Annotated in this window: 16 protein-coding genes; 6 read left to right on the top strand and 10 right to left on the bottom strand. The window is 65.2% G+C overall.

Going from position 1 to position 20,662, the window contains the following annotated elements; all coding sequences use genetic code 11:
• Window positions 1–4: 4 nt before the first annotated feature.
• The 6 genes from BM275_RS09420 to BM275_RS09395 all read right to left on the bottom strand — a co-directional run bounded on the left by BM275_RS09420 (window position 5) and on the right by BM275_RS09395 (window position 10,053).
• Window positions 5–994 carry a tetratricopeptide repeat protein gene (locus BM275_RS09420; protein ID WP_090520796.1) on the bottom strand — a complete coding sequence of 330 codons (990 nt, stop codon included), beginning with the start codon at window positions 992–994 and terminating at the stop codon, window positions 5–7.
• Window positions 972–2,345 carry a PelD GGDEF domain-containing protein gene (locus BM275_RS09415; RefSeq protein ID WP_090520794.1) on the bottom strand — a complete coding sequence of 458 codons (1,374 nt, stop codon included), beginning with the start codon at window positions 2,343–2,345 and terminating at the stop codon, window positions 972–974. Before BM275_RS09415 ends, BM275_RS09420 begins: the two co-directional genes overlap by 23 nt.
• Window positions 2,345–2,863: a penicillin-binding protein activator LpoB gene (locus BM275_RS09410; RefSeq protein WP_090520792.1), complete on the bottom strand. Its 519-nt coding sequence runs from the start codon at window positions 2,861–2,863 to the stop codon at window positions 2,345–2,347. The genes BM275_RS09415 and BM275_RS09410 overlap by 1 nt, the downstream gene beginning before the upstream one ends.
• 22 nt (window positions 2,864–2,885) lie before the next feature.
• Entirely contained in the window at window positions 2,886–6,407 is a 3,522-nt protein-coding gene (locus BM275_RS09405; protein WP_090520790.1) for a tetratricopeptide repeat protein, read from the bottom strand.
• Window positions 6,385–9,234, bottom strand: a complete 2,850-nt coding sequence (locus BM275_RS09400; protein WP_041207390.1) for a bifunctional glycoside hydrolase/polysaccharide deacetylase family protein — start codon at window positions 9,232–9,234, stop codon at window positions 6,385–6,387. Before BM275_RS09400 ends, BM275_RS09405 begins: the two co-directional genes overlap by 23 nt.
• Window positions 9,235–9,360: 126 nt before the next feature.
• A complete protein-coding gene (locus BM275_RS09395; RefSeq protein WP_023446905.1) occupies window positions 9,361–10,053 on the bottom strand; it encodes a TetR/AcrR family transcriptional regulator in 693 nt (230 codons plus the stop codon).
• 130 nt (window positions 10,054–10,183) lie between these two features.
• On the opposite strand from BM275_RS09395, the gene BM275_RS09390 reads away from it, so the two are divergent.
• The 6 genes from BM275_RS09390 to ggt all read left to right on the top strand — a co-directional run bounded on the left by BM275_RS09390 (window position 10,184) and on the right by ggt (window position 16,433).
• Window positions 10,184–11,596 (top strand): coniferyl aldehyde dehydrogenase, encoded by a 1,413-nt coding sequence (locus tag BM275_RS09390; protein WP_090520788.1) that lies wholly within the window; start codon window positions 10,184–10,186, stop codon window positions 11,594–11,596.
• A gap of 14 nt (window positions 11,597–11,610) precedes the next feature.
• Complete coding sequence (locus BM275_RS09385) at window positions 11,611–12,141, top strand: twin-arginine translocation pathway signal protein (RefSeq protein ID WP_090520786.1); 531 nt, start codon at window positions 11,611–11,613, stop codon at window positions 12,139–12,141.
• A gap of 16 nt (window positions 12,142–12,157) precedes the next feature.
• Window positions 12,158–13,753, top strand: coding sequence for a GMC family oxidoreductase (locus BM275_RS09380; RefSeq protein WP_090520784.1), 1,596 nt, complete (start codon window positions 12,158–12,160; stop codon window positions 13,751–13,753).
• 105 nt (window positions 13,754–13,858) lie between these two features.
• Window positions 13,859–14,341, top strand: coding sequence for a pantetheine-phosphate adenylyltransferase (coaD, locus tag BM275_RS09375; protein WP_014818712.1), 483 nt, complete (start codon window positions 13,859–13,861; stop codon window positions 14,339–14,341).
• 107 nt (window positions 14,342–14,448) lie between these two features.
• Window positions 14,449–14,700 carry a YfhL family 4Fe-4S dicluster ferredoxin gene (locus BM275_RS09370; protein WP_090520782.1) on the top strand — a complete coding sequence of 84 codons (252 nt, stop codon included), beginning with the start codon at window positions 14,449–14,451 and terminating at the stop codon, window positions 14,698–14,700.
• Window positions 14,700–16,433 (top strand): gamma-glutamyltransferase, encoded by a 1,734-nt coding sequence (gene ggt / locus BM275_RS09365; RefSeq protein WP_090520780.1) that lies wholly within the window; start codon window positions 14,700–14,702, stop codon window positions 16,431–16,433. The genes BM275_RS09370 and ggt overlap by 1 nt, the downstream gene beginning before the upstream one ends.
• On the opposite strand, the gene BM275_RS09360 is transcribed toward ggt, so the two are convergent.
• The 4 genes from BM275_RS09360 to BM275_RS09345 form a co-directional block, all read right to left on the bottom strand.
• The gene (locus tag BM275_RS09360) at window positions 16,417–18,204 is read right to left on the bottom strand and encodes a Na/Pi cotransporter family protein (RefSeq protein WP_419723455.1); all 1,788 of its coding nucleotides are present in this window, start codon (window positions 18,202–18,204) and stop codon (window positions 16,417–16,419) included. The two genes, ggt and BM275_RS09360, sit on opposite strands and share 17 nt — an antisense overlap.
• Before the next feature lie 149 nt (window positions 18,205–18,353).
• Window positions 18,354–18,695 carry a hypothetical protein gene (locus tag BM275_RS09355; protein WP_014818709.1) on the bottom strand — a complete coding sequence of 114 codons (342 nt, stop codon included), beginning with the start codon at window positions 18,693–18,695 and terminating at the stop codon, window positions 18,354–18,356.
• Window positions 18,696–18,813: 118 nt separating this feature from the next.
• Window positions 18,814–19,626, bottom strand: a complete 813-nt coding sequence (mutM, locus tag BM275_RS09350) for a bifunctional DNA-formamidopyrimidine glycosylase/DNA-(apurinic or apyrimidinic site) lyase (RefSeq protein WP_042927941.1) — start codon at window positions 19,624–19,626, stop codon at window positions 18,814–18,816.
• Between the two features lie 57 nt (window positions 19,627–19,683).
• Window positions 19,684–20,550, bottom strand: coding sequence for an HDOD domain-containing protein (locus BM275_RS09345; RefSeq protein WP_014818707.1), 867 nt, complete (start codon window positions 20,548–20,550; stop codon window positions 19,684–19,686).
• Window positions 20,551–20,662 lie beyond the last annotated feature (112 nt).

The raw sequence follows: 20,662 nt of genomic DNA, 5'->3' as shown, positions 1-20,662 counted from the left end.
AGGGTCACAACCAGTACTTCGCAAGGGCAGCGAAAGGCGGACGCTGCAGGGTTTCGGACGGGAGCGCGGCCAACTGCTGGCGAACCTCGGCATAACGTCTCTGAAGAAAGGCGATTTCCGCACGGAAAGGAGCCAGTGTCGGCACTCCGACGCCGGCCGCTTCTGCGTGAGAGAAGTGGTCCGCCGCGGTTTCGAGCCGCCCCTGCTCCAGGGCGATCCGCCCCGCCAGGACATGCGCATAGGGATTGCCCGGGATGTCCAGCGTGCGCTGCGCATGCTCGCGCGCCTGCTCCAGGACATGGTCCAGGACGCTTCCCTGGGCCAGCCCAAGATAGGCCAGCTCCCAATACCAGCGCGCCAGGGCATCGTGCAATGCCGTACGGTGGGCGCCCTCCGCCACCGCAAGCTGTCGCAGAGCCGTCTCGATCCGCAGGTTGATCTCACTTTCCTGTTTGTCGAGCATCGAATAGGCCAGAAGCCGGACATCATCAGCCGAATCACGCAACGCCAGCTTGAGGATGGGGATGGCTTCGCGGGACGGCATGCGACGCGTAGCGAACAGCGCGGCCATCCGTTTGTCCGTATCTGGAGCATGACGCAGCACGTCCTGCAGGCCGCCGTCGTTGAACATTAGTTCCTTGCCGCGCTCCTGCGGTCGGAAAGGCAACTCCGGAAGCCCCATCGAGTCCCAGCTCTTCTCCTGCCGACGCCGGGGCAGGTACAGCGCCGGAAAGAGCGCAGCCGCCACCCCAACCGCGCCCAACACCGGAACGAAGAACGCCAGACAGAAGATGAATAACGGGCTCCACGGCAGCGGCAGTTTGTAGCGACGAGGCAGGAGCAGCCAGATTCCGGCCGCCAGCAAGGCGCTGCTCGCGGCATGCGCCCCCAGATACAGCGATGTCGCCTGCGCAACGCTCAAACGCTCGTGGAACGCCGCCCAGCTGCTCAGCTCGAACAGCAGCGCGCCACTAAACAGCCACTTGCTGATCATTCAAGCCACACTCGCTGTAGAGGAAATGACGCAAGGCTTCCTGCCCGTATTCCGCGCCGATGTCGTGCGCCAGCACCCGAACCTGCAGGCTGTCCAGCGTCTGCCCCTGGCCAAACCGCTCGCCCAGCAGCGTATTGAGGCGTAACAGATAGCCCTGAGCGCCTTCGGCGGAGGTCAAGGGCAGCAGCACCAGCACGCAGGTGTCGCCGTCCTGGTCGGTCAGCCTGAGCTGCAGATCCAACCCGCGACGGCTGTCCTCGATCAGGCGCAACAGCCTGTCGCTGTTGGCCGACGCCTTCACCTGCAGTGCGAACAGGCTGGCATCGAGCCCGTGAAGCCGTGCATCGCTGGCCGAGCGCTTGAGGTTCTGGCTGAAGTGCTGGCTGTCCATGTCCTGCAGATGGAGCAGCTCCGGATCGCTCAGGATCAGGTCCGCGATGTGCCCGGCCAGGATGGCGAGCAGGCCGAACACCCGGTCGTTGAACGAGAAGAAGGGCATCTGCTCGATGGCAAGCACTGCCAGGAAGCGTCCTTCGGTGTCGCTCAGCGGGACGCACAGCTGGTAACGCGAATGTTGCCGATGCTCGCCTCGCTCGATCAGGTGCTCGCGGATGCTGACAAGCTCGCCGCGCTGCAGGCACATACGCATGAGCAAGTCGTCGTGGTCGAGCGGGGCGACATCGCCCATGGCACTCAGCGCGCCGGGCAGCGCAACACCGTCGCGCACCCGATAGAGCGCCGCGGCGCGGAAGGTGCCGTACTGGGCCAGCAGACCCAGGACCGGTTCCGCCAGGGCCCGCAGCGCATCGTCGCCACGAGGCAGGTCGCGCAGCTGGTTGCGCAAGCCAAGCAGCGAGCTGCGCAGGCTCTGATCGTTGCCCGCGACCCGCTGCTCCAGACGGTCATGAGAGATGCGAAGGATGTAATGAGCCCGGGTGAACTCGTCGAGCCGCAACTGGCGGTAGTCGTTGGCCAGGTCGAGCCGTTCCAGGCGCCGCTCCCAGATGTCGCGAAACTCCCCTACCAGCATGCCGCTGACGAGCACACCAACGATGAAGGACGCCGGCATCTGCGGGTACAGCCCGTCGCCGTAGCGGTGATAGGCGATAAGCGCGAGGATCAGCAGCACCGCGCTGACCATGCCCCGCATGAAGCCGTAGCGCATGCCGAGCAACAGGGGCGCCATCAGCGGCCAGGGAAACGAAGCCTGCACCATGAGCGGGTCTTCGGGGGACAACCAGTAACCCAGGCCGATCGCCAGGCCGGTGATCACCCAGGTTTCCAGCCACGACACAGCCGCGCCGGCGCGCGGCGCCAGCGTGAAGTCCTTGTGTGCCGATCCGACGGACATCATTCGAGCCGCAACGCGCCGGCCAGCTCGCGCAACACCTTCTGCCCAGTACCGGCGAGGCTCTCGCGTGACCAGCCGGCACGTGCACCGCTCTTGCTCCAGACGACCCGCCCCGTCGCCGACTCGATCACCTGCAGGCTGATACCGACCGCAGGCTCGCCGTCCAGACCGCTTTTGTACTGCCACTCCTCGACGCTGCCGCTGATGACATAGTCGAGCCGCTCCGATGCTGCCCAGGCCAGCGCATCGGCCAGTCGACTGCGGTCGTCGAGCATGGGCAGGTCCGACCGAGGTGCGACCGGGTAATGCCGCGGCTGCAGGCCCTGCTCGGCCAGCACGCTAAGCAGGATCTGCTCGACCCGCTCGCCCGCCTGCGGGGCTTGCGAAAAATTGACGACCGGAACCAGCCCCCACGCGGCCTCACGCGGCAGGGTCGCCGTATCGTGATCGGTGAAGGTGCTGCAGCCGGTCGCCAACATGGCCACGGCGAGCACGGCCAGATAACGGATGAATGACATGGATGGATCTCCCTGTGAGAAATCAGCGCCCGAACCGGGTGCTGTAGGTCAGGCTCAGCGTGCCTCCTGGCTCGCCGTCGCCGTTGCGCGGCGCCGACTGATACCCCAGGGTGAACGCCAGTTCGTCGTCACCGAGCAGCCGCGTCCCGACACCCGCGTTGATCGCGTAGCCGACCTGCTGCTCAGTCCACTGCCAGCCGGCCAACACATCGACCAGCCAGCTGTATTGGGCGGTTTCGCGGTTCAACGCACCGGGAAAGCCACGGCGCCAGGTGCTGGCGACATAGACCTGACCGAAGCGTTCCTGCAGGTAATCGGCCGGTTCTTGCGGGACTGAATGCAAGGGCCCGTCCGCCAGCCGATAGGCGGCATGGCTCAGGCCGCTGCGAAGTGTCCAGCTAGGCCCCTCGAAGAACAGTGCATGACTGAATTCCAGATTCAGCTGGCGCCCGTGGCCAAGCGCTTCGCCGTCCAATGTGCTGAACCGCTGCTGCGCGAGCGACCAGCTGAACTGGTCACGGGGTGTAAGGCCATGCGTCGCACTGACGCCCACCGAGTCGCGACGGGCGAGTGCACGAGCCAGGCCGCTCTCCTCAGCCTGGCGATGCCAGTCGGCGTGAAATTCAAGCGAATCGGTATCGGTGAGTTGAAGGCCGCCAAAAACACCAGCGCCCTGGCGATCGCCTTCGTCATGGTCGCTGATCTCGAGCGCCGCGCCGAGCCAGGCCGGCCCGAGCTCGCGGGTCAGCTGGAGCTCAGCGGACCGCTCGACACCGGGGCTGGCGTCAGAAAGGCCCGGCCCCGAATACCGCTGTCTGCTGAACAGGGCGCTGGCATGCCAGTCGCGCCCGAACTGGCGGGCGATCTCCGCCGTCTGACCACGCAGCTCCAGGGTGCCGAAATCCTGCCGGCGCAGGCCGATCTGCAGGCCTTGCGGGTGGCGCGCCTGGAGGGCCAGCGCCTGGCCCCGCAACTGGTGTTGCAACGCGTCCGGTTGGTCCGGCGAAAGCGCCGCCAGACTTTCGCTCAGCGCCCGATGGGACGCACCGAGCTGTTGCAAGGCTTCGACTCGTTGCGCCGGATCGAGCCCGCCGCCGGCGAGCAGGCGCTCCAACGCGCTGGCATTGTGGGCGCGCAATGCGTGTTGCAGCTCGGCATACCGATCGATGCGCAGGCCATTGCGACGCGCCCAGCCAAGCCATTCGTCCTTCAATGCCGGCTGGTTGAGCCGCTCGAGCTGCTCGCTGAACTGGTCGAACCAGATCTGCAGCATGGGGCGGGCATCGGGCCGCTCCAGGCGCAACACCATCTCGATGCCGGCCCCACCCGCACTGAGCAGGCGCAGGTAGGTCCGATAGGTGTCCGGCTCCGCCGTCGCAGGCCGGCCATCGAAGAGCCCAGCCAGATGGCGTCGCAACCGCAGCGCTCGGTCGAAATAGCCGGCGTTGTCCAATGCATCGGCGTAAGCGGCCTGCACCAGCAGGTCCTCGGGGTTGCGTCGCAGGAAGCGGTCGAACCACTGCAGCGCAAGTTCGTTGCGATTGAGCAGCAGGTAACCACTCGCATAGGGCAGCCACAGGCTGCTGCGCTTGTGCGCGAGCGGCTCCCAGCGCTGCAGCAGCGGGGTCAGGGCCGCCTTGTTGCCCGTGTCGATGTAATGCCAGAGCAACTGCTCCTTGACCGCGTCGGCGTGCGGGAAGCGCGCAACGGCCTCGACCAGCAATCGCTCGGCCTCGGCCTGTTCACCCGCCTGCACCGCGAGCCTGGCGCGGGCGCTCCATAGCGCGCCGACTCGTTCGCCTTCAGGTAGCTGCAGGCCTTGCTCGACCAGCAGGCGCAACCGTGGCAGGTCATCCAGCTGCATCGCCCATTGCAAGGCGCGGGTCAGATTCGCCGGGGTCCGCTTGCGCTCCCAGCTGGCCATCATGACGTCCAGCGCCCGCGCCGGAGCGTGACGCTCGTAAAGGGTGATGAGCCGCTCGTCGGCAGTATCGCTGTTGGCGACCCCAAGTTCCTGGAGCCGCTGATAGCCCTCCATTGCATCCTCATCACGCTCCAAGTCCCACGCCAGTTCGGCGCGCAAGAGCCAGTAGGCGGGTTCGCTGACCTGCTGCCGGTCGGCTGCATCGAGCACGGCCCAGGCGGCCTGGAAATCGAACAGCTCCCAATGCACGTGCGCCCAGGCCAATCGTTGCTCGAGGCTCACGCCGAACCTGCGGTCGCGCTCAGCCCAGAGCGCGACCTGCGCCTCGAGTTGCTGCGTCTGTTCCAGCAACTGCTGGAGGCGCTCCCAGGCCAGGCTGTGATCCGGATGGGCGCTGAGATACTGACGCAGCCAGCGCTCGGCCTGCTCTGGCGTGCCGCGCTGGCCATGGCTGTAGACCAGGGCGTCGAGCTCGGCATCGGACAGTTGCCGGCTTTCGCCCGCACCGGCCAGCAACCGGATGGTGTTATCGAAATCGAACAGCTGGGCCGCCAGACGCCAGGCGTGCTCCCGCACCTGCAGACCATCCTGCTGCTGCAGCAACTTCAGCCAGTACTCCAGGGCCTCGCTGGGCCGCCCTGTCCATTCGCCGAGCTTGGCCATGGTTTCGAGCGTCTCGGCGGGCTGCGGTGCGACATTCGCCAGCTGCTGGCCGACCTCCCAGGCCTGCTCGAGCTGACCCGACGCGAGGCGCAGCTGCATTTCGCTGCGCAGCGCGGTCACGCCTTCGGGATCGAGCAGCCGCCAGCGTGCCAGGATTTCAGCGGCCAGGTCGTACCGCTGGCTGCCGATACCCGCCTTTACCGCCGCTTCAAGCAGCGCACCATCGGCTGCGTCCAAGATGTCCAGATTGGCATGCACCACGGTCGCTGCCTGTTCACCCTGGTCCGCGGCGAGGTATGCCGAAAACGCCTCGCTGACATAGCGCTGCCGGTCATCGGCACTGTCAACACGGGCGATCATTCCGCTCAGCAAGCGTGCGGCCGTTCCGGTTTCGCCAGCGGCGAGGTGGGCCGTTACCGCTTCGCCAAACCACTGCTGTCGTCTGGCCTCGTCTCGCTCAGCCAGGTCCAGGTAGACCTGCGCGGCCAGGCTCGGGTCGTTCACCGCCAAGGCATGGCGGGCAAGCCGGGCCAGTTGTTCGAGGCTAAGCCCTTCGCGCACCACGCCGCGTAGTTGGGCACTCAGCGCCGCGAGGGTCTGGGCGGAAACCGCTTTTTCAGTCGCCTGAGCCTCGAGTACGGCCAGCTCCGTTAGGAAAAAGCGGACATCGCCGGACGCCTCATTCAGCCTGAAGACGTGTGAGCGGGCGCGGACATGGTCGCCGAGGGCAATGAGCTGTTCGATGAGTTTGAGCCGCAAGCTGGTGTCATCAGGATGGGCTTCCAGCAGCAGTTCGGCGTAGCTGATCGAGACGGCATCAGGTTGCCGCTCGCTCGGCATGAAGACCTCGTCGCCATGGTAGGTGACGACCAGCAGGGTAACGACTAGCCCGCCGACGAGCAGCAGGGCCCAGGGACTGAGAAGCCGAACGGGTTCAGTGGCAGAGGAGTTGCGCATCGCTCACCCGCGTCTCTGCCAGCTCGAACTGCCACAAGCCCTGAACCTTCGCGCCCGCATGACGCTTGCCCGCAACTTCCAGCGAGCAGCGGCCGCTGGCGCGAACGGAAAACCGCAGCGGCATTTCTCCCGCGAAGGAAAGTTTCACTCGGTCGTCATCCAGATAGTCCCAGGCCAGCAGCGGCAGGTTCGCCTGCTCCAGGGCGGGCCTGGGGTCACGCTCGGGACGCAGCGCGAGCACGGCGTGCGCATCGCTCAGGTGCACGTAGCGACCCTGCGGCAGTTCGCGAACCCCGGCGACGCCCTGCGAGCGGCGCAGGTCCGGCCAACCGAGCGCTGGATCCAGTCGCAAGGTGCGGAGCCCATCCAGGCCACGAATCTGCCAGCGGCCATCGCCGAGCCGGGCCAGGCTCGACTGGTGCAAACCATTCATCCGTCGGATGTACTGGCTCATCCAGAGCGATATCGGCTGTTCGGCCTGCATCGATCGGTAGATGTCCTGCATGACCCGTATCGATGCCTGCTTGGTCGCAGAGTAAAAGTGGTAATACAGATGCAGGCCGCGCAGACGGCGGGGGGCATCGGTCAGCGCGAAGGTCTCGAGTACACCCCGGAAACCGTAATAGGGCCCCTGCCAGAGATTGGTATAGAGGTTCTCGTTGATGATCGGCGCGTAGTACTGGATGCCGCCGGCCGTCGGCCGGATTAGCGGCGATAGCCCGGTCAATGAAGGATGCGCGCGGGTCAGGATGGTCGTTCCGCCGTTGACGTTCTCCAGGCCGGCGTCATAAGCGAGCTTGATCGTAGCCGCATCCGGCAGTGCGTCGCCGGTCCAGAAGATCATCTTCACGGGCTTGTCGGCGGTGGTCAGCCGCTCGTTTATGTAGGCCGTCGAACCCACCACCTCCCGTGTGAAATCCAGCTTGTCATAGCCGGGAATGGCCATCGTCATGCCGTACTCGGCGGTAAAGCCTTCCCGGAGCTGGGCGCGCTCCGGCTGCCAGTAAAACGGATGGCTGAAACTGTGACTGGCCACCTCGACCTTACGATTGGCGAATATTTCACGCGCGATCGGCTCCAGCTCGCGGGCGAGATGGGGATAGCGGCCTTTGGGCCCGATTTCCCCTTCGATCACCGATACCGACGTCAGCAACCCATGCGGTTCGATGAACGCCTCGAGCACCTCGCGACCGGCATATGGGGAGCCGGCCACCTCGGCACGAGACAGAAAACCATCGCCATCGATATGCACCGTCGCGATACGCCGCCCGTTTTCGGTGGTCGCATCCGGGCGGGGCAACGGCGGCAACCGAAGGGCACGCTGCAAGAAGACGAACGGGTCGAGAATCCAGCGCTGGTAGTCAGGCCCCTCTTCAATGATGTAGGGCGTCAGCGCAACACCGCCGGCAGGCCCGGTCGCCACCGGCGTGTAACGGCGTTGCTCGCTATCGACCAGGCTCAGGCCTGCCTGTGCCTCGCCATCGATCGTGTCGAGCGCTACCAGCTCGCGAACTCGCACCGTAACCGGCGCTTCGAAACCGCCCACCAGGGTTTTGTCCTGCGCGAGGATAGTGACACCGGGCTTCGCCGGCTTGCCAACGTGGCGCATCCCCAACCGCCTGAGTACTGCCCGGCCGACCACGGGAACCCCTCCCATGATGGCCAGCGGAACGCCTTCGTCGAGCCGGGCCACGAGCCAGTCGTCGAAAGCGGCAGAATCGTCCGGCGGGCCATTGGTCATCCAGGTCACGATACCGGCATAGAGCCCGCCCATCGGGTTTGTCGGCAGCTGGTCAGCTGGTAGGTAGTCGACCCGATAGCCAAGGTATTCGATCAGCCCGCCCAGAAACATATGACCGCGGTTGCTCGAAAGCGGACCTTCCCGTGGGTCGTAGATCACCGCAACGCGTCGAGGCTGGACCTCCAGCGTGCTGATCCCGAGATAATCCAGCTCAGGCATGGTGACGAAGGGTATGAAACGCTCGCCACGTAGACGCTCGGCTAGCGCGCGCGCCTCCTCGCGCTGTGTGGATGGCAGGTAATCGATCGCGATCAACGGCACGCCTTGGGCACGCAATGGATCGAGGTGGATGTCGAGCCAGTCCCGGTCAGCTTGCGGCACTGCACGGTAACGTCCGCGACCGGCATCCCAGCCGGCGTGAATCGATTCGACCGCCACCGCGCTCGCCACGCCCGGCAATTCGGGAAGTACTTCGAACCCGCGATTGAAGATCAGCTTGAGCTCCGGCAGCTCCCGGTGCAGTTGCCGAAGAAAATCGCGCAGCGCGACGCGCTCGGCTTCGCGCCTGTCCTCGGGCAAAAGCAGGAAGCTGTCCAGCGTATCCAGGAAAAGACCGACGTAGCCCTGCTGCTCGAGGGCTCGGGCTTGAGCCAGCAGATGTTCGCGCCACGCCGGGGCACTCAACTGCATGACCTGACTGTTCCAGGCCTGGTTACGGACCTCGCTTGCGCTCCGGGCGATCTCGTCGCCACCCTCGGAGAGGTCGCCGTCGTACTCGCCAACGGAAAGATAGGCAAAGGGCGAACTGCCCTGAGCGCGAAGAAACGCCACGTCTCGTCGTGAGAGATGGCCAGATTCAAGAACCGCCCACTCGAACTGTGCCAGTTCTTCCAGCGGCGGAGAGGAGGCGTACCAGAAAGCGACACTGCCCGGACGGGCCGTCGAGCTAGCATCAGCGTGAACAGGCAGGGCTAACAGCAGACCATGGAGCAAAATGGCGTACGCCGAACGGTGCGGCCCTAATAATGCAAAAAATCGGATTGCCGTTGCCGTCAACCTACGGGCAAATACTTGAACGATCCACATGGATTCACCGTAATAAACGACCTACCGCCCACCGGTATTAATCCATAGCGTCTGGCTCTATACAAGCATAATGCCATCATCACCGATGAAAGGTTGACCCTGTCGGCAGATGGCGCCAATTAAATGTCAATCCAGCTCGAAATCCAGGTGCCATACTTCCCTTACAGTTACGTCTAACGGCACCCGAAACCGCCGACACAGCTCGCCATAATTCACCCGCGCAGCGTCGGCGACAACGCCCTCCTCCAATACCAGCACCTGATAAACACCCCGACACAGCAAGGCCTCGCTCAACCGGTCCGAACGAATGCCACTAGTGGAAAGGAAGCGCACCCAAGACGTGATTATGATCCAGGCGTTAAGCGCGATGTCCTCAACCTGGGCGGGATCCATCAGCAGAATGCCGGCATCGACGAACCCCTGATAGATCGCCCGGGCATGCCGCAGGCAACGGCCGGCGAACGCCTGGTAGCGCTGGGCGAGCTGCGGATTGGCATCCAGCAGGCCTTCCAGATCACGATGGAGAAATCGGTAATCCCACATCGCGCCCAGCAGCGCTTCGAGGTAAAGCGCCTTGTCCTGGACTTGCATTTCCCGCTCCGGCGGCAGGCGCAGGAACTGGTCGACACGCGATTCGTACTGCCCGAACAGCTCTGCGACGATCGCCTGCTTGTTGGGGAAGTGGTAGTACAGATTGCCCGGCGAGATGCCGAGATGGGCGGCGATGTGGTTGGTCGTAACGTTCCGCTCGCCCTGGGCGTTGAACAGCCCCAGGCTGGCTTCGATGATGCGGTCACGGGTCTTGGTGCGGGATGCCATGAGGCGGCGAGTTCTCGGCGGCGAAGCGAAGGAAGCAACGGTACACGCCAGCAGGCGGGTAAGCACGTCTCGTTGACAGTTTAGAGTAATTACTCTAGAAATCCTCCAGCACATCGCATCAGGAGCCCGCATGTCAGCCGAAATCCCGCAAGCGCTGGTCGCCATGGAGGCCCTGTTCGCCCGCCAGCGTTCGGCCTTCACCGCCGCACCGATGCCCTCGGAAGAGGATCGCCTGCGTTGGCTGGACGCCCTGCGCGATGTGCTGGCCGGCCATCAACCGGCGCTGATCGAGGCAATCGCTGCGGATTTCGGTCATCGTTCGGCCGACGAAACCCTGCTGGCGGAAATCATGCCCAGCCTGCACGGCATCCGTTACGCCAGCCGTCACCTGCGGCGCTGGATGAAACCCTCACGCCGGCATGTCGGCCTCGCCTTCCAGCCAGCCAGCGCACGGGTGGTCTACCAGCCGCTGGGCGTGGTCGGCATCATCGTGCCGTGGAACTACCCGCTCTATCTGGCCATCGGGCCGCTGATCGGCGCGCTCGCCGCCGGCAATCGCGTGATGCTGAAAATGAGCGAGTCGACGCCTGCCACCGGGCAGCTGCTCAAGGAGCTGCTGGCGCAGATCTTCCCTGAAGATCAGGTAGCGGTGGTGCTCGGCGACGTAGAGGTCGGGCAGGCCTTCGCCCGGCTGCCGTTCGATCACCTGCTGTTCACCGGTTCGACGCACATCGGCCGCGAGGTGATGCGCGCGGCAGCGGAGAACCTGACACCGGTGACGCTGGAGCTCGGTGGCAAGTCGCCAGCGATCGTCTCGGCCAGCGTCCCGTTGGCCGATGCCGCCGAGCGCATCGCCTTCGGCAAGTGCATGAACGCCGGGCAGACCTGCGTCGCGCCGGACTATGTGCTGGTGCCGCGCGAGCGTGTCGAGGGCTTCGTCGGTGCCTACCGTGAGGCGGTACAGCGTCTGTATCCGAGCCTTGCGGACAATCCCGACTACACCGCGATCATCAATGCGCGTCAGCTGACGCGACTGCAGGACTACCTCGACGATGCGCAGGCCAAGGGCGCGCATGTCGTGCCGCTGTTTGCCGAGGCGCAGCAACGGCGCATGCCGCACTGCCTGCTGCTGAACACCACCGACGACATGCGCGTGATGCAGGAGGAAATCTTCGGCCCGCTGTTGCCGATCGTGCCCTACGACGATCTCGAACAGGCGCTGGCCTACGTCAACACGCGCCCACGACCGCTGGCGCTGTACTACTTCGGCTACGACCGCAGCGAGCAGCAGCGCATGCTGCAAACCACCCACTCCGGCGGCGTGTGCCTGAATGACACCCTGCTGCACGTCGCCCAGGACGATCTGCCGTTTGGTGGCGTCGGCCCGTCCGGCATGGGGCACTACCACGGCCATGAGGGATTTCTCACCTTCAGCAAGGCCAAGGGTGTGTTCATCAAACAGCGCTTCAACGCCGCCCGACTGATCTATCCGCCCTATGGCAGGTGGTGGCAGAAGCTGATCTATGCGCTGTTCATCCGCTGAAGCGAGCTGGAGCAATGCACGAGATTTCCCTCAATCGCCGCGGCCTGCTCAAGGTCGGACTGCTCGGCGGCGCCATCCTGGCTGGCGGCGGCCTGCTCAGCCGAACCCTCAGCGCCTCGGCAGACAGCCCGGCGAGCGGCTTCTTCGCGCTGCGTGACAGCGATCTGCCCATGCTGCGCCGACTAACGCCGTTGCTGCTGGAAGGCTCGACGGCGCCCAGTGACATGCCGCAGGCCGTGCAGACCACCCTCGTCAGCCTTGACCTGGGCCTGCACCACTTGTCGCCCGCGCTGCTAAGCCAGGTACGCCAGCTGTTCGACGTACTCAGCCTGCCACTGACCCGCGGGCCGCTGACCGGAATCTGGAGCGGCTGGGAGGTCGCCTCCGATGATCAAATACGCGCGTTCCTGCAGCGCTGGCAAAACAGCTCGCTCGCCCTGCTGCGCCAGGGTCATGCCTCGCTGCTGCAGATGATCCTCATGGCCTGGTACGCCAGCCCCGCCGCCTGGGCGCACTGCGGTTATCCCGGACCGCCGAAGGTCTGACTGACAGGAGGCATCCGTGCCCGTTCCCGACTTGTTTGCTGCAGGCCTTGCCCGTGGCTGGACCACATACGACGGCTCGCGACTGGAGGACGATCTGACCCTGGAGGCCGACGTCGCCATCGTCGGCAGTGGCGCAGGCGGCGCCACCAGCGCAGAAGTGCTGAGCGCAGCCGGCTACAAGGTGCTGCTGATCGAAGAAGGCCCGCTGCGCACCAGCAGCGACTTCGACATGCAGGAGGCCCGCGCCTATCGCTCGCTCTATCAGGAAGCCATCGGCCGCACGAGCAAGGACGGCGCCATCACCATCCTGCAGGGCCGCGCGGTCGGCGGCACCACGCTGGTGAACTGGACCTCGAGCTTTCGCACACCGCCGCAAACATTGCAGCACTGGGCCAGCGAGCATGGCGTCAGCGGGCTGTCGGTCGAGGCGCTGCGACCCTGGTTCGAACGCATCGAACAGCGCCTCGGCATCGCACCCTGGGCCGTGCCGCCGAATGCCAACAACGCGGTGTTGCAGCGCGGCTGCGAAAGCCTCGGCCAGCACTGGGCGGTGATCCCGCGCAACGTGCGTGGCTGCTGGAACCTAGGCTATTGCGGCATGGGCTGCCCGACCAACGCCAAGCAGTCGATGCTGGTCACCAGCATTCCGGCGCTGCTGGATAAGGGCGGCGCACTGCTCTACCTCGCGCGCGCCGAACGCCTGTTGATGCAGGGCGAGCGGGTCGTCGGCCTGGACTGTCTGGGCATGGACGACCGCTGCGTGGAACCGAACGGGCGGCGCATCCGCGTCGTCGCCAGGCACTACATACTCGCCGGCGGCGGCATCAACACGCCGGCGCTGCTGCTGCGCTCGCAGGCGCCCGACCCGCATCAGCGCGTCGGCAAGCGCACCTTCCTGCATCTGACCAACTTCTCCGCGGCGCAATTCGACGAGCGCATCGACGCCTTCAGCGGCGCGCCACAGTCGATCTATTCCGACCACTTCCAGTGGCGCGACGGGATTGCCGGGCCGGCGGGCTACAAGCTCGAAGTACCGCCCATCCATCCCGCGCTCGCGGCCACCCTGCTCGGCGACTTCGGCCCGGAGAATGCGCAGCGCATGGCCGAGCTGCCGCATACCCACGCGATGATCGCCCTGCAGCGCGACGGCTTTCATCCGGACAGCGCCGAGGGCACGGTCGAGCTGCGCAGCGACGGCAGCCCGGTGCTCGAATACCGCATGACCGACTATGCCTGGAACGGAATCCGCCGTGCCTTTCTGAGCATGGCCGAGATCCAGTTCGCCGCCGGTGCGCGCGCCGTGCTGCCCCTGCATGCCGACGCCCATTACGTGCGCACGCCCCGCGCCGCCCGGGAGCTGATCGAGGGTCTGGACCTTGCGCTGTACCGCACCCGTCTTGGCAGCGCCCACGTCATGGGCGGTTGTGCCATGGGTGATGACCCACGCCGGGCCGTGACAGACAGCCTCGGTCGGCACCATCAGCTGGCCAACCTGTCGATACACGACGGCTCACTGTTCCCCACCAGCATCGGCGCCAATCCCCAGCTATCGATCTATGCGCTGTGCGCCAAACTCGCCACGGAACTGGGTGATCGCCTGCAGAAGTCCTGAGATTGACTGTCATTCACGACAGATCGCGGCATGGCATTCAGGCTTTACGCTGTCGACACCGAGCCGCTACCATCCACACCCCCACGCATGCGTCAGGACGCCGCGATGAATCGAGTGTTGTATCCGGGAACCTTCGATCCCATCACCATGGGCCACGCCGATCTGGTGGAACGCGCTTCGCGCCTGTTCGACGAGGTCATCATCGCCGTGGCGGCCAACCCCAAGAAGAACCCGCTGTTCCCGCTCGAGCAACGTGTGGCGCTGGCTCAAGAAGTCACCAAACACCTGCCGAACGTGAAGGTCATGGGTTTCTCCACGCTGCTGGCGCACTTCGTCAAGGAGCAGCAGGCCAATATCCTGCTGCGCGGGCTGCGTGCGGTTTCGGACTTCGAGTACGAGTTCCAGCTGGCCAACATGAACCGCCAGCTGGCGCCCGATGTGGAAAGCCTGTTCCTCACGCCGTCGGAAAAGTACTCCTATATTTCCTCGACGCTGGTTAGGGAGATTGCCTCGCTCAAGGGTGACGTATCCAAATTCGTCCACCCGGCGGTGATGAGCGCGTTGCACGAGCGCTTCGGCCAGAACTGACGATGCCCGCCGGGCCGCGTCGAGTGCACGCTGGCTGGCGATGCGGCACAATTGCCCGGTCGTAATATTGCTGTGCCGTGGTTCGAGCCACGGCAGGAGTTCGCTGGATGTCCCTGAAAATCACCGATGACTGCATCAACTGCGATGTGTGCGAGCCAGAGTGCCCGAACAGCGCCATTTCCCAGGGCGAGGAAATCTACGTCATCGACCCCAACCTCTGCACCGAATGCGTCGGCCACTACGACGAGCCACAGTGCCAGCAGGTCTGCCCGGTGGACTGCATCCCGCTCGACGAGAACAACGTCGAGAGCAAGGACGAACTGATGCAGAAGTACATGATCATCACCGGCAAGGCGTGATGCTTTCGCGGCGCCCGACCCGAAGGACCAGCCTGCTCAAGGGCCTCCAGGGTTGTCTCGCCGCCCTCCTGCTGCTGGCCTGCGCGGCCCAGGGCAACCCTCTTGCAAACGGCGCCGTCGCCACGGCCCATCCGCTGGCCAGTGAAGTTGGCCGGCGCATTCTCGAAGCCGGCGGCAACGCCTTCGATGCCACCGTTGCAGTCAGCGCCGCCCTGGCCGTGGTCGAGCCATACGGCTCCGGACTTGGCGGCGGCGGCTTCTTTCTGCTGCGCGAAGCCGGCGAATCCCCCCAGCACAGTTTCCTCGACGCCCGCGAGCGCGCACCCGCCGCTGCCACGCCGGACCTGTACCTGCGCGACGGCAAGATCCGGCGCGAACTTTCGCTGAATGGCCCGCTGGCCGCGGCGATACCTGGCACGCCGGCCGCACTGGTCGAGCTCGCGGAGAAGCGCGGTCGCCTGCCACTGCAAGCCACTTTGGCACCGGCTATCGCCCTGGCCCGCGACGGATTTGTGGTGGACTCCGTCTATCGCCAGCGCGCCGGCTGGCGCCTCGCGGCGTTGCGTGACGATCCGGAGAGCGCGCGGCTGTTTCTCCACGACGGGGACCTGCCAGCCGAAGGCCATCTGCTGCGTCAGCCGGAGCTGGCGCAAACCCTGGAGCGCCTGGCCAGGCACGGTCACGACGGCTTCTACCGCGGCGAGTTCGCGAAGAAATTGGTGCAAGGCGTTCGCGCCGCCGGCGGCATCTGGTCGCTGGAGGATCTGGCCGACTACCACACCGTCGAGCGCGAGCCACTACGCTTCACCCTCGCCGATGGCCGTGAGCTGATCGGCGCGCCGCCACCCTCGGCCGGCGGCATGATCCTCGCGCAGAGCCTGGGTATTCTCGAACGCCTGTCCTGGCGCGACGCCGAACCGCTGCAACGCAGTCACCTGGTGGTCGAGGCGCTGCGCCGGGCCTATCGCGACCGCGGGCAACTGGGCGATCCGGATTTCGTCGCGTCACCACTGCGACGTCTACTGTCAGACCAGTATCTGGACCAGCTCGCCAGCTCCATCGACCCTGATCGGGCCACGCCGAGCAGCGCATTGCCGCCAGCGCCACGCTGGCGCGAGGGCGAGCACACCACCCACTTCGCGGTGATCGATGCCGAAGGCAATGCGGTGGCGGCGACGCTGTCGCTGAACATGATGTTCGGCGCCGCCTTCACCGTGCCCGGCACCGGTGTGCTGCTCAATGACGAGATGGACGACTTCGCCGCCGACATCGACGGCAGCAATGCCTATGGCCTGAAGGGCAGCAGCGCCAACGCCATATCCGGCGGCAAGCGTCCACTGTCGAGCATGAGCCCGACTTTCATCGAAAGTGCCGAGGAGTTCGCCGCCTTCGGCACGCCCGGCGGCAGCCGCATCCCGAGCATGGTGCTGCTTTCGGCACTGTCTTACCTGGATGGCGAACCGGTGCAGGCCTGGCCGGCAGTGCCGCGCTATCACCACCAGTACCTGCCCGACGTACTGCAGTACGAAGCCGACGCCTTCACCCCGGCGCAGCTGGACGCCCTGCGCGCGCACGGTCACCAGCCCAGGCTGATCGAACGCGATTACGGCAACCAGCAGGTGCTCTATTGGCACAAGCCGAGCGGCACGGTCGACGCGGCCAGCGACCCGCGCGGCATCGGCCAGGCACTGATGGTGCCGGCACGCCGCGAGCCGGTTACAGCTGCAGAATGACCGGGCCTTCGTCCTCAGCGAGCTGACGCAGCTGCCGCGTCAGCTCATGACCCTCGCCGAGCAGCAAGGCGTTGCGCAGACTCTGGATGATGCGGCTGGCGTAGCCCAGGTCGTTCATCAGCGAACTGCTCTGCAAACCGTCCAGCTTCTGGTTGCGGATCGACTCGAACAGGCGCCGGCGAAACTCCGCATCGAACTTCGCAGCGTGCTCGTCCAGCCAGTTCAAGCGCTCGCGCCATAGCTCATCGGGCAGCTCCGAGTGGTTGAGCGCGCGGATCTCGCGCAACGACTCCAGCAAATGCCGACGCAGCTCGACATACGCCTGGCGCGCCGCGGAGTCATCGGTGCGCAGGTAGTGTCCGAGGTTTTTCTGCAGGTGCTTGGCATCCTTGACCGCATCCACCAGCTGCAGCGCCGCAACCTGGCAGCTCAGCCAGAACGCCTGGTGGCTCTCGTCCAGCGGCAGCTCCAGACGCCCCATGAAGGTCAGCAGATCGGAATACACGCCCTTGATGTGCCGCTGATACAGCCGCTCGGCATCCAGGGCCTGGGCGTCGGGCTTCGCGTTGATCAGCGCCTCGTCAATCCGTCCCTGCTGGCGCAGCTGGTCCACCGGCAGATAGGTGGCATGGCAGATCACCTCGAGACTCAGGCGCGCCAGATGCTGCAGCTCCTGCGCCACGGCGCTGGCGGCAGCATCCGCGGAGTCCAGCGCACGGTCATTTAGGTAGCGCGCGCGGGTCGGCTCCTCCGGTCTAGCAGGCGCAAGTTCGGTGATCAGCACCGTCGGTTCGACTCGCTCGGGCAACACGCGCAACAGCAGGTTTGCCAGCTGCGCCTGCCACGGCCAGAACAGCAGCACACCCATGGCATTGAACAGCGTATGGAACAGCGCCAGCTGAATCAGGCGGTTTTCAGCCAGGCCCAGCGGCGCGACCAGCCATTCGACCAGCCAGGTCAACGGCAGCAGCAGCGCGATGGCCAGCACGGCGGTAGTCACGTTGAACAGTACATGGGCCAGCGCCAGGCGCTGACCACTGCGGTTGCCGCCGAGCGAGCCGACGAACGCAGTGGTGACGCTCGTCCCGACATTCGCACCGATCGCAGTCGCCAGCGCCTGGCCGAGATCCAGCTGGCCGGTAGCCAAAGCGGTCAGCGTCAGCATCAATGTGGCATGGCTGGACTGCAGCACCACCGTGGCAAACAGGCCGATCGCGACGAACATCAGTTGCCCGGCCAGACCGCCAGCGTGGTACTGCGACAGGTCCATGCCACCGAAGGTGGAGAAGCCGGTCTTGATCTGATCGATGCCGAGAAAGATGAAGGCGATGCCGAGCACGATGCGCCCGGCCGCCTTGCCCTTGTCGCCGGTGAAGCTGGCCAGCACCCCGAAAACCAGCAGCGGCAAGGCCAGCGGACTCAGGCTGACGTTCTGCCCGGCCAGTGCCAGCAGCCAGATACCCGTGGTAGAGCCGAGATTGGCGCCGAACAGTATGGCGATGCCGCCGGCAAGCTTGATCAGCCCGGTGCTGATGAAAGCGATGGTGAGCAACGAGACCAGCGTGCTGGACTGCAGCAGCATGGTGCCGCTCATGCCGAACATCAGGCCCTTGAGCGGCGTCGCCGTACTGCGCGTCAGCAGCTGTTCGAGCTTGCTACCGGCCAGTTGGCGCAGCCCCTCTTCGAGGCATTGCATGCCGAACAGGAACAGGGCGAGTCCCGCGCACAGCTCGAGCCATCCGTCACTGGCCCAGAACGACCAGGACAACATCAGCAGGCCCACGATGGGCAGAAATGTCTTGAAGAAGCGGCTGTTCAAGGAGGGGGCTTCGCGGCGCGGGATGGGAGGCGAAGCCTACTGCAGCAACACCGCGACCGGAAGGCTCAGGCCCTTGCCAGTCGCGATGCGGATGACGTCGATCAACGCTGGGCGTTGTAACCGCTGGTGGTGCAGCCCAGGCAGCGTACGAACGCCGCTTTGCCCGGCTCGACCACCAGAGCCTTGCCAGCCTCGCCGACGTTGCCGCCCAAGGCGGTGAACGGCAGGCTGACAACGAAAACACCGGCGCCGATGGCAGTCGCGGCGATCAGCAGCGGGCGGGCGATGATCAGGTCACCGACCATGGAGTAGGCCTTGGGCGCTTCTACGGAGTACATCGGATCACCACTGGCGTTCTGCGGGACCGACTCCGCATGTGCCGGCAGCGCCAGCAGGCCAGTGGTCAGTGCCAAGACAGCAGCGGTAGAGCGGAACAGATTCATGGTGTGGTCCTTCAGATGTGCGAAACGCGGCAATTTTTAGTTGTGGCGGCCACTATAGCAGTGGCCGGGGCAGGCTGAGCGTGAACGCCGTCAACGCATGCACAGTTCCGCCAGCCGCTCAACGCTGGCAGCGAGCGCAATACACGCTGGCGCGCTGACCGAGGCGAATCTCACGCAGCGTGCCGCCACAGTTCTTGCAGAATTCGCCGGCCCGCCCGTAGACGAACAGCTCCTGTTGAAAATAGCCGGGCTTGCCATCGCCGCCGACGAAATCGCGCAAGGTCGTGCCGCCACGCTCGATGGCCATCGCCAGTATCCGCCGGATTTCCTCGCCGAGCTTCAGATAACGCGCTCGCGAGATGCTCCCGGCCGGCCGCCGCGGATCGATCCCGGCGGCGAACAGTGCCTCGCTCGCATAGATGTTGCCGACGCCCACCACTACCGCGTTGTCCATGATGAACGGCTTGACCGCCATGCTGCGCCCACGCGACAGCCTATACAGGCGGTCACCGTCGAAATCCTCGCCGAGCGGCTCGGGCCCGAGACTGGCGAGCAACACATGGGCGAGCGGCTCGTGGCTCCAGAGCATCGCGCCGAAGCGCCGCGGATCGGTGTAGCGCAGCGCCTGGCCGGACTCCAGCAGGATATCGACGTGCTCGTGCTTGGCCGCCGGCAATGCCGCGTCAACCAGACGCAGGCTTCCGGACATGCCCAGATGAACGATCAGCGTGCCGCTCTCGGCCTTGATCAGCAGGTATTTGGCACGACGCTCGACGGCTTGGATGCGTTGGCCGGACAGACGCACATCGAGGTCTTCCGGGATCGGCCAGCGCAACCGCCGGTCACGCACCAGCACGCGGCTGACACGCTGACCAACAAGGTATGGCTCGATACCACGGCGGGTAGTTTCGACTTCGGGAAGTTCGGGCATGGCGGGACGTTGGATACAGCGAAGGGATGCCGACCTTAGCAGGCCGACGCCGGGCCGTCAGCCCACGCCCAGCTCGCGGATGCTTTCCTTGAGGCAGACGAAATCGTATTCCGACAGCCCGACGTACTCGAGCACCAGCTGCGACACGCTGTCCCACTCGTGATCGTCCGGCTGCGCGCCGAGCACCCGATGACAGGCGCAGATGTGCTCGGCCATCTTGAGGATCGCCAGCAGCGTCTTGATCGGCGCGTCGCGCCCCGAGTCGTCGGCGAACAGCGACAGCGCGTTATGGTGATTGGCGATGGCATCGCACAGGTGCAGCGGCAGGTTCCACGATTTGGCGGTGAAGTAGCCGACCACCGCATGGTTGGTGCTGAGCACGCGATTCTCGATATCGACGATGCGCTGGCCGTCTCCGGTGCTGGCGTAGGCCTCTTCCAGCACACTCATGTAGCCGGGGAAGCGCTTGAGCATCAGCGGGATGCCGCAATTGTGGAACAGCCCGAGGGTGTAGGCCTCGTCCGGCGACTGGTAGCCGATGCGCTTGGCCAGGGTCAGGCAGGCCATGGCCACGTCCTGCGCGCTGTCCCAGAAGCGGCTGAGCGTGACGATGGTCTCGTCGCTCATCTCGCCCTTGATCGACTGCGCATTGATCAGGTTGATCACCGAATTGCAGCCCAGCAGGTTCACCGCCTGCTGGATGGAAGCGATGCGGTTGGCCAGACCGAAATGCGGCGAGTTGACCAGCTTGAGCAGCGCCCCCGAAAGCCCCGGGTCCTGACTGATCAGCCGGGCGATGGCTTTCAGATCGGGCACCGGCATGACCTGCTCCATCTGCAGGTCGACCATGATCTGCGGCTGCGGCGGCACGCTGATGCCTTGCAGCACCCGGCGGATCTGTTCGGCGGAGAGTTCAACGGCCATGAGGGGGACGCTCGACTAGAAGGCAAAGTGCCATCGGCACGAAAGGGCGAACTTTGGCTGAGATGCGGGTCCCATTTCAAGTGACTCGCATTCGGCGAGCGTTACCGACAGA

The organism is Stutzerimonas kunmingensis, assembly GCF_900114065.1.
GTDB lineage: Bacteria > Pseudomonadota > Gammaproteobacteria > Pseudomonadales > Pseudomonadaceae > Stutzerimonas > Stutzerimonas kunmingensis.
This window is presented reverse-complemented; position numbering and strand designations above follow the sequence as displayed.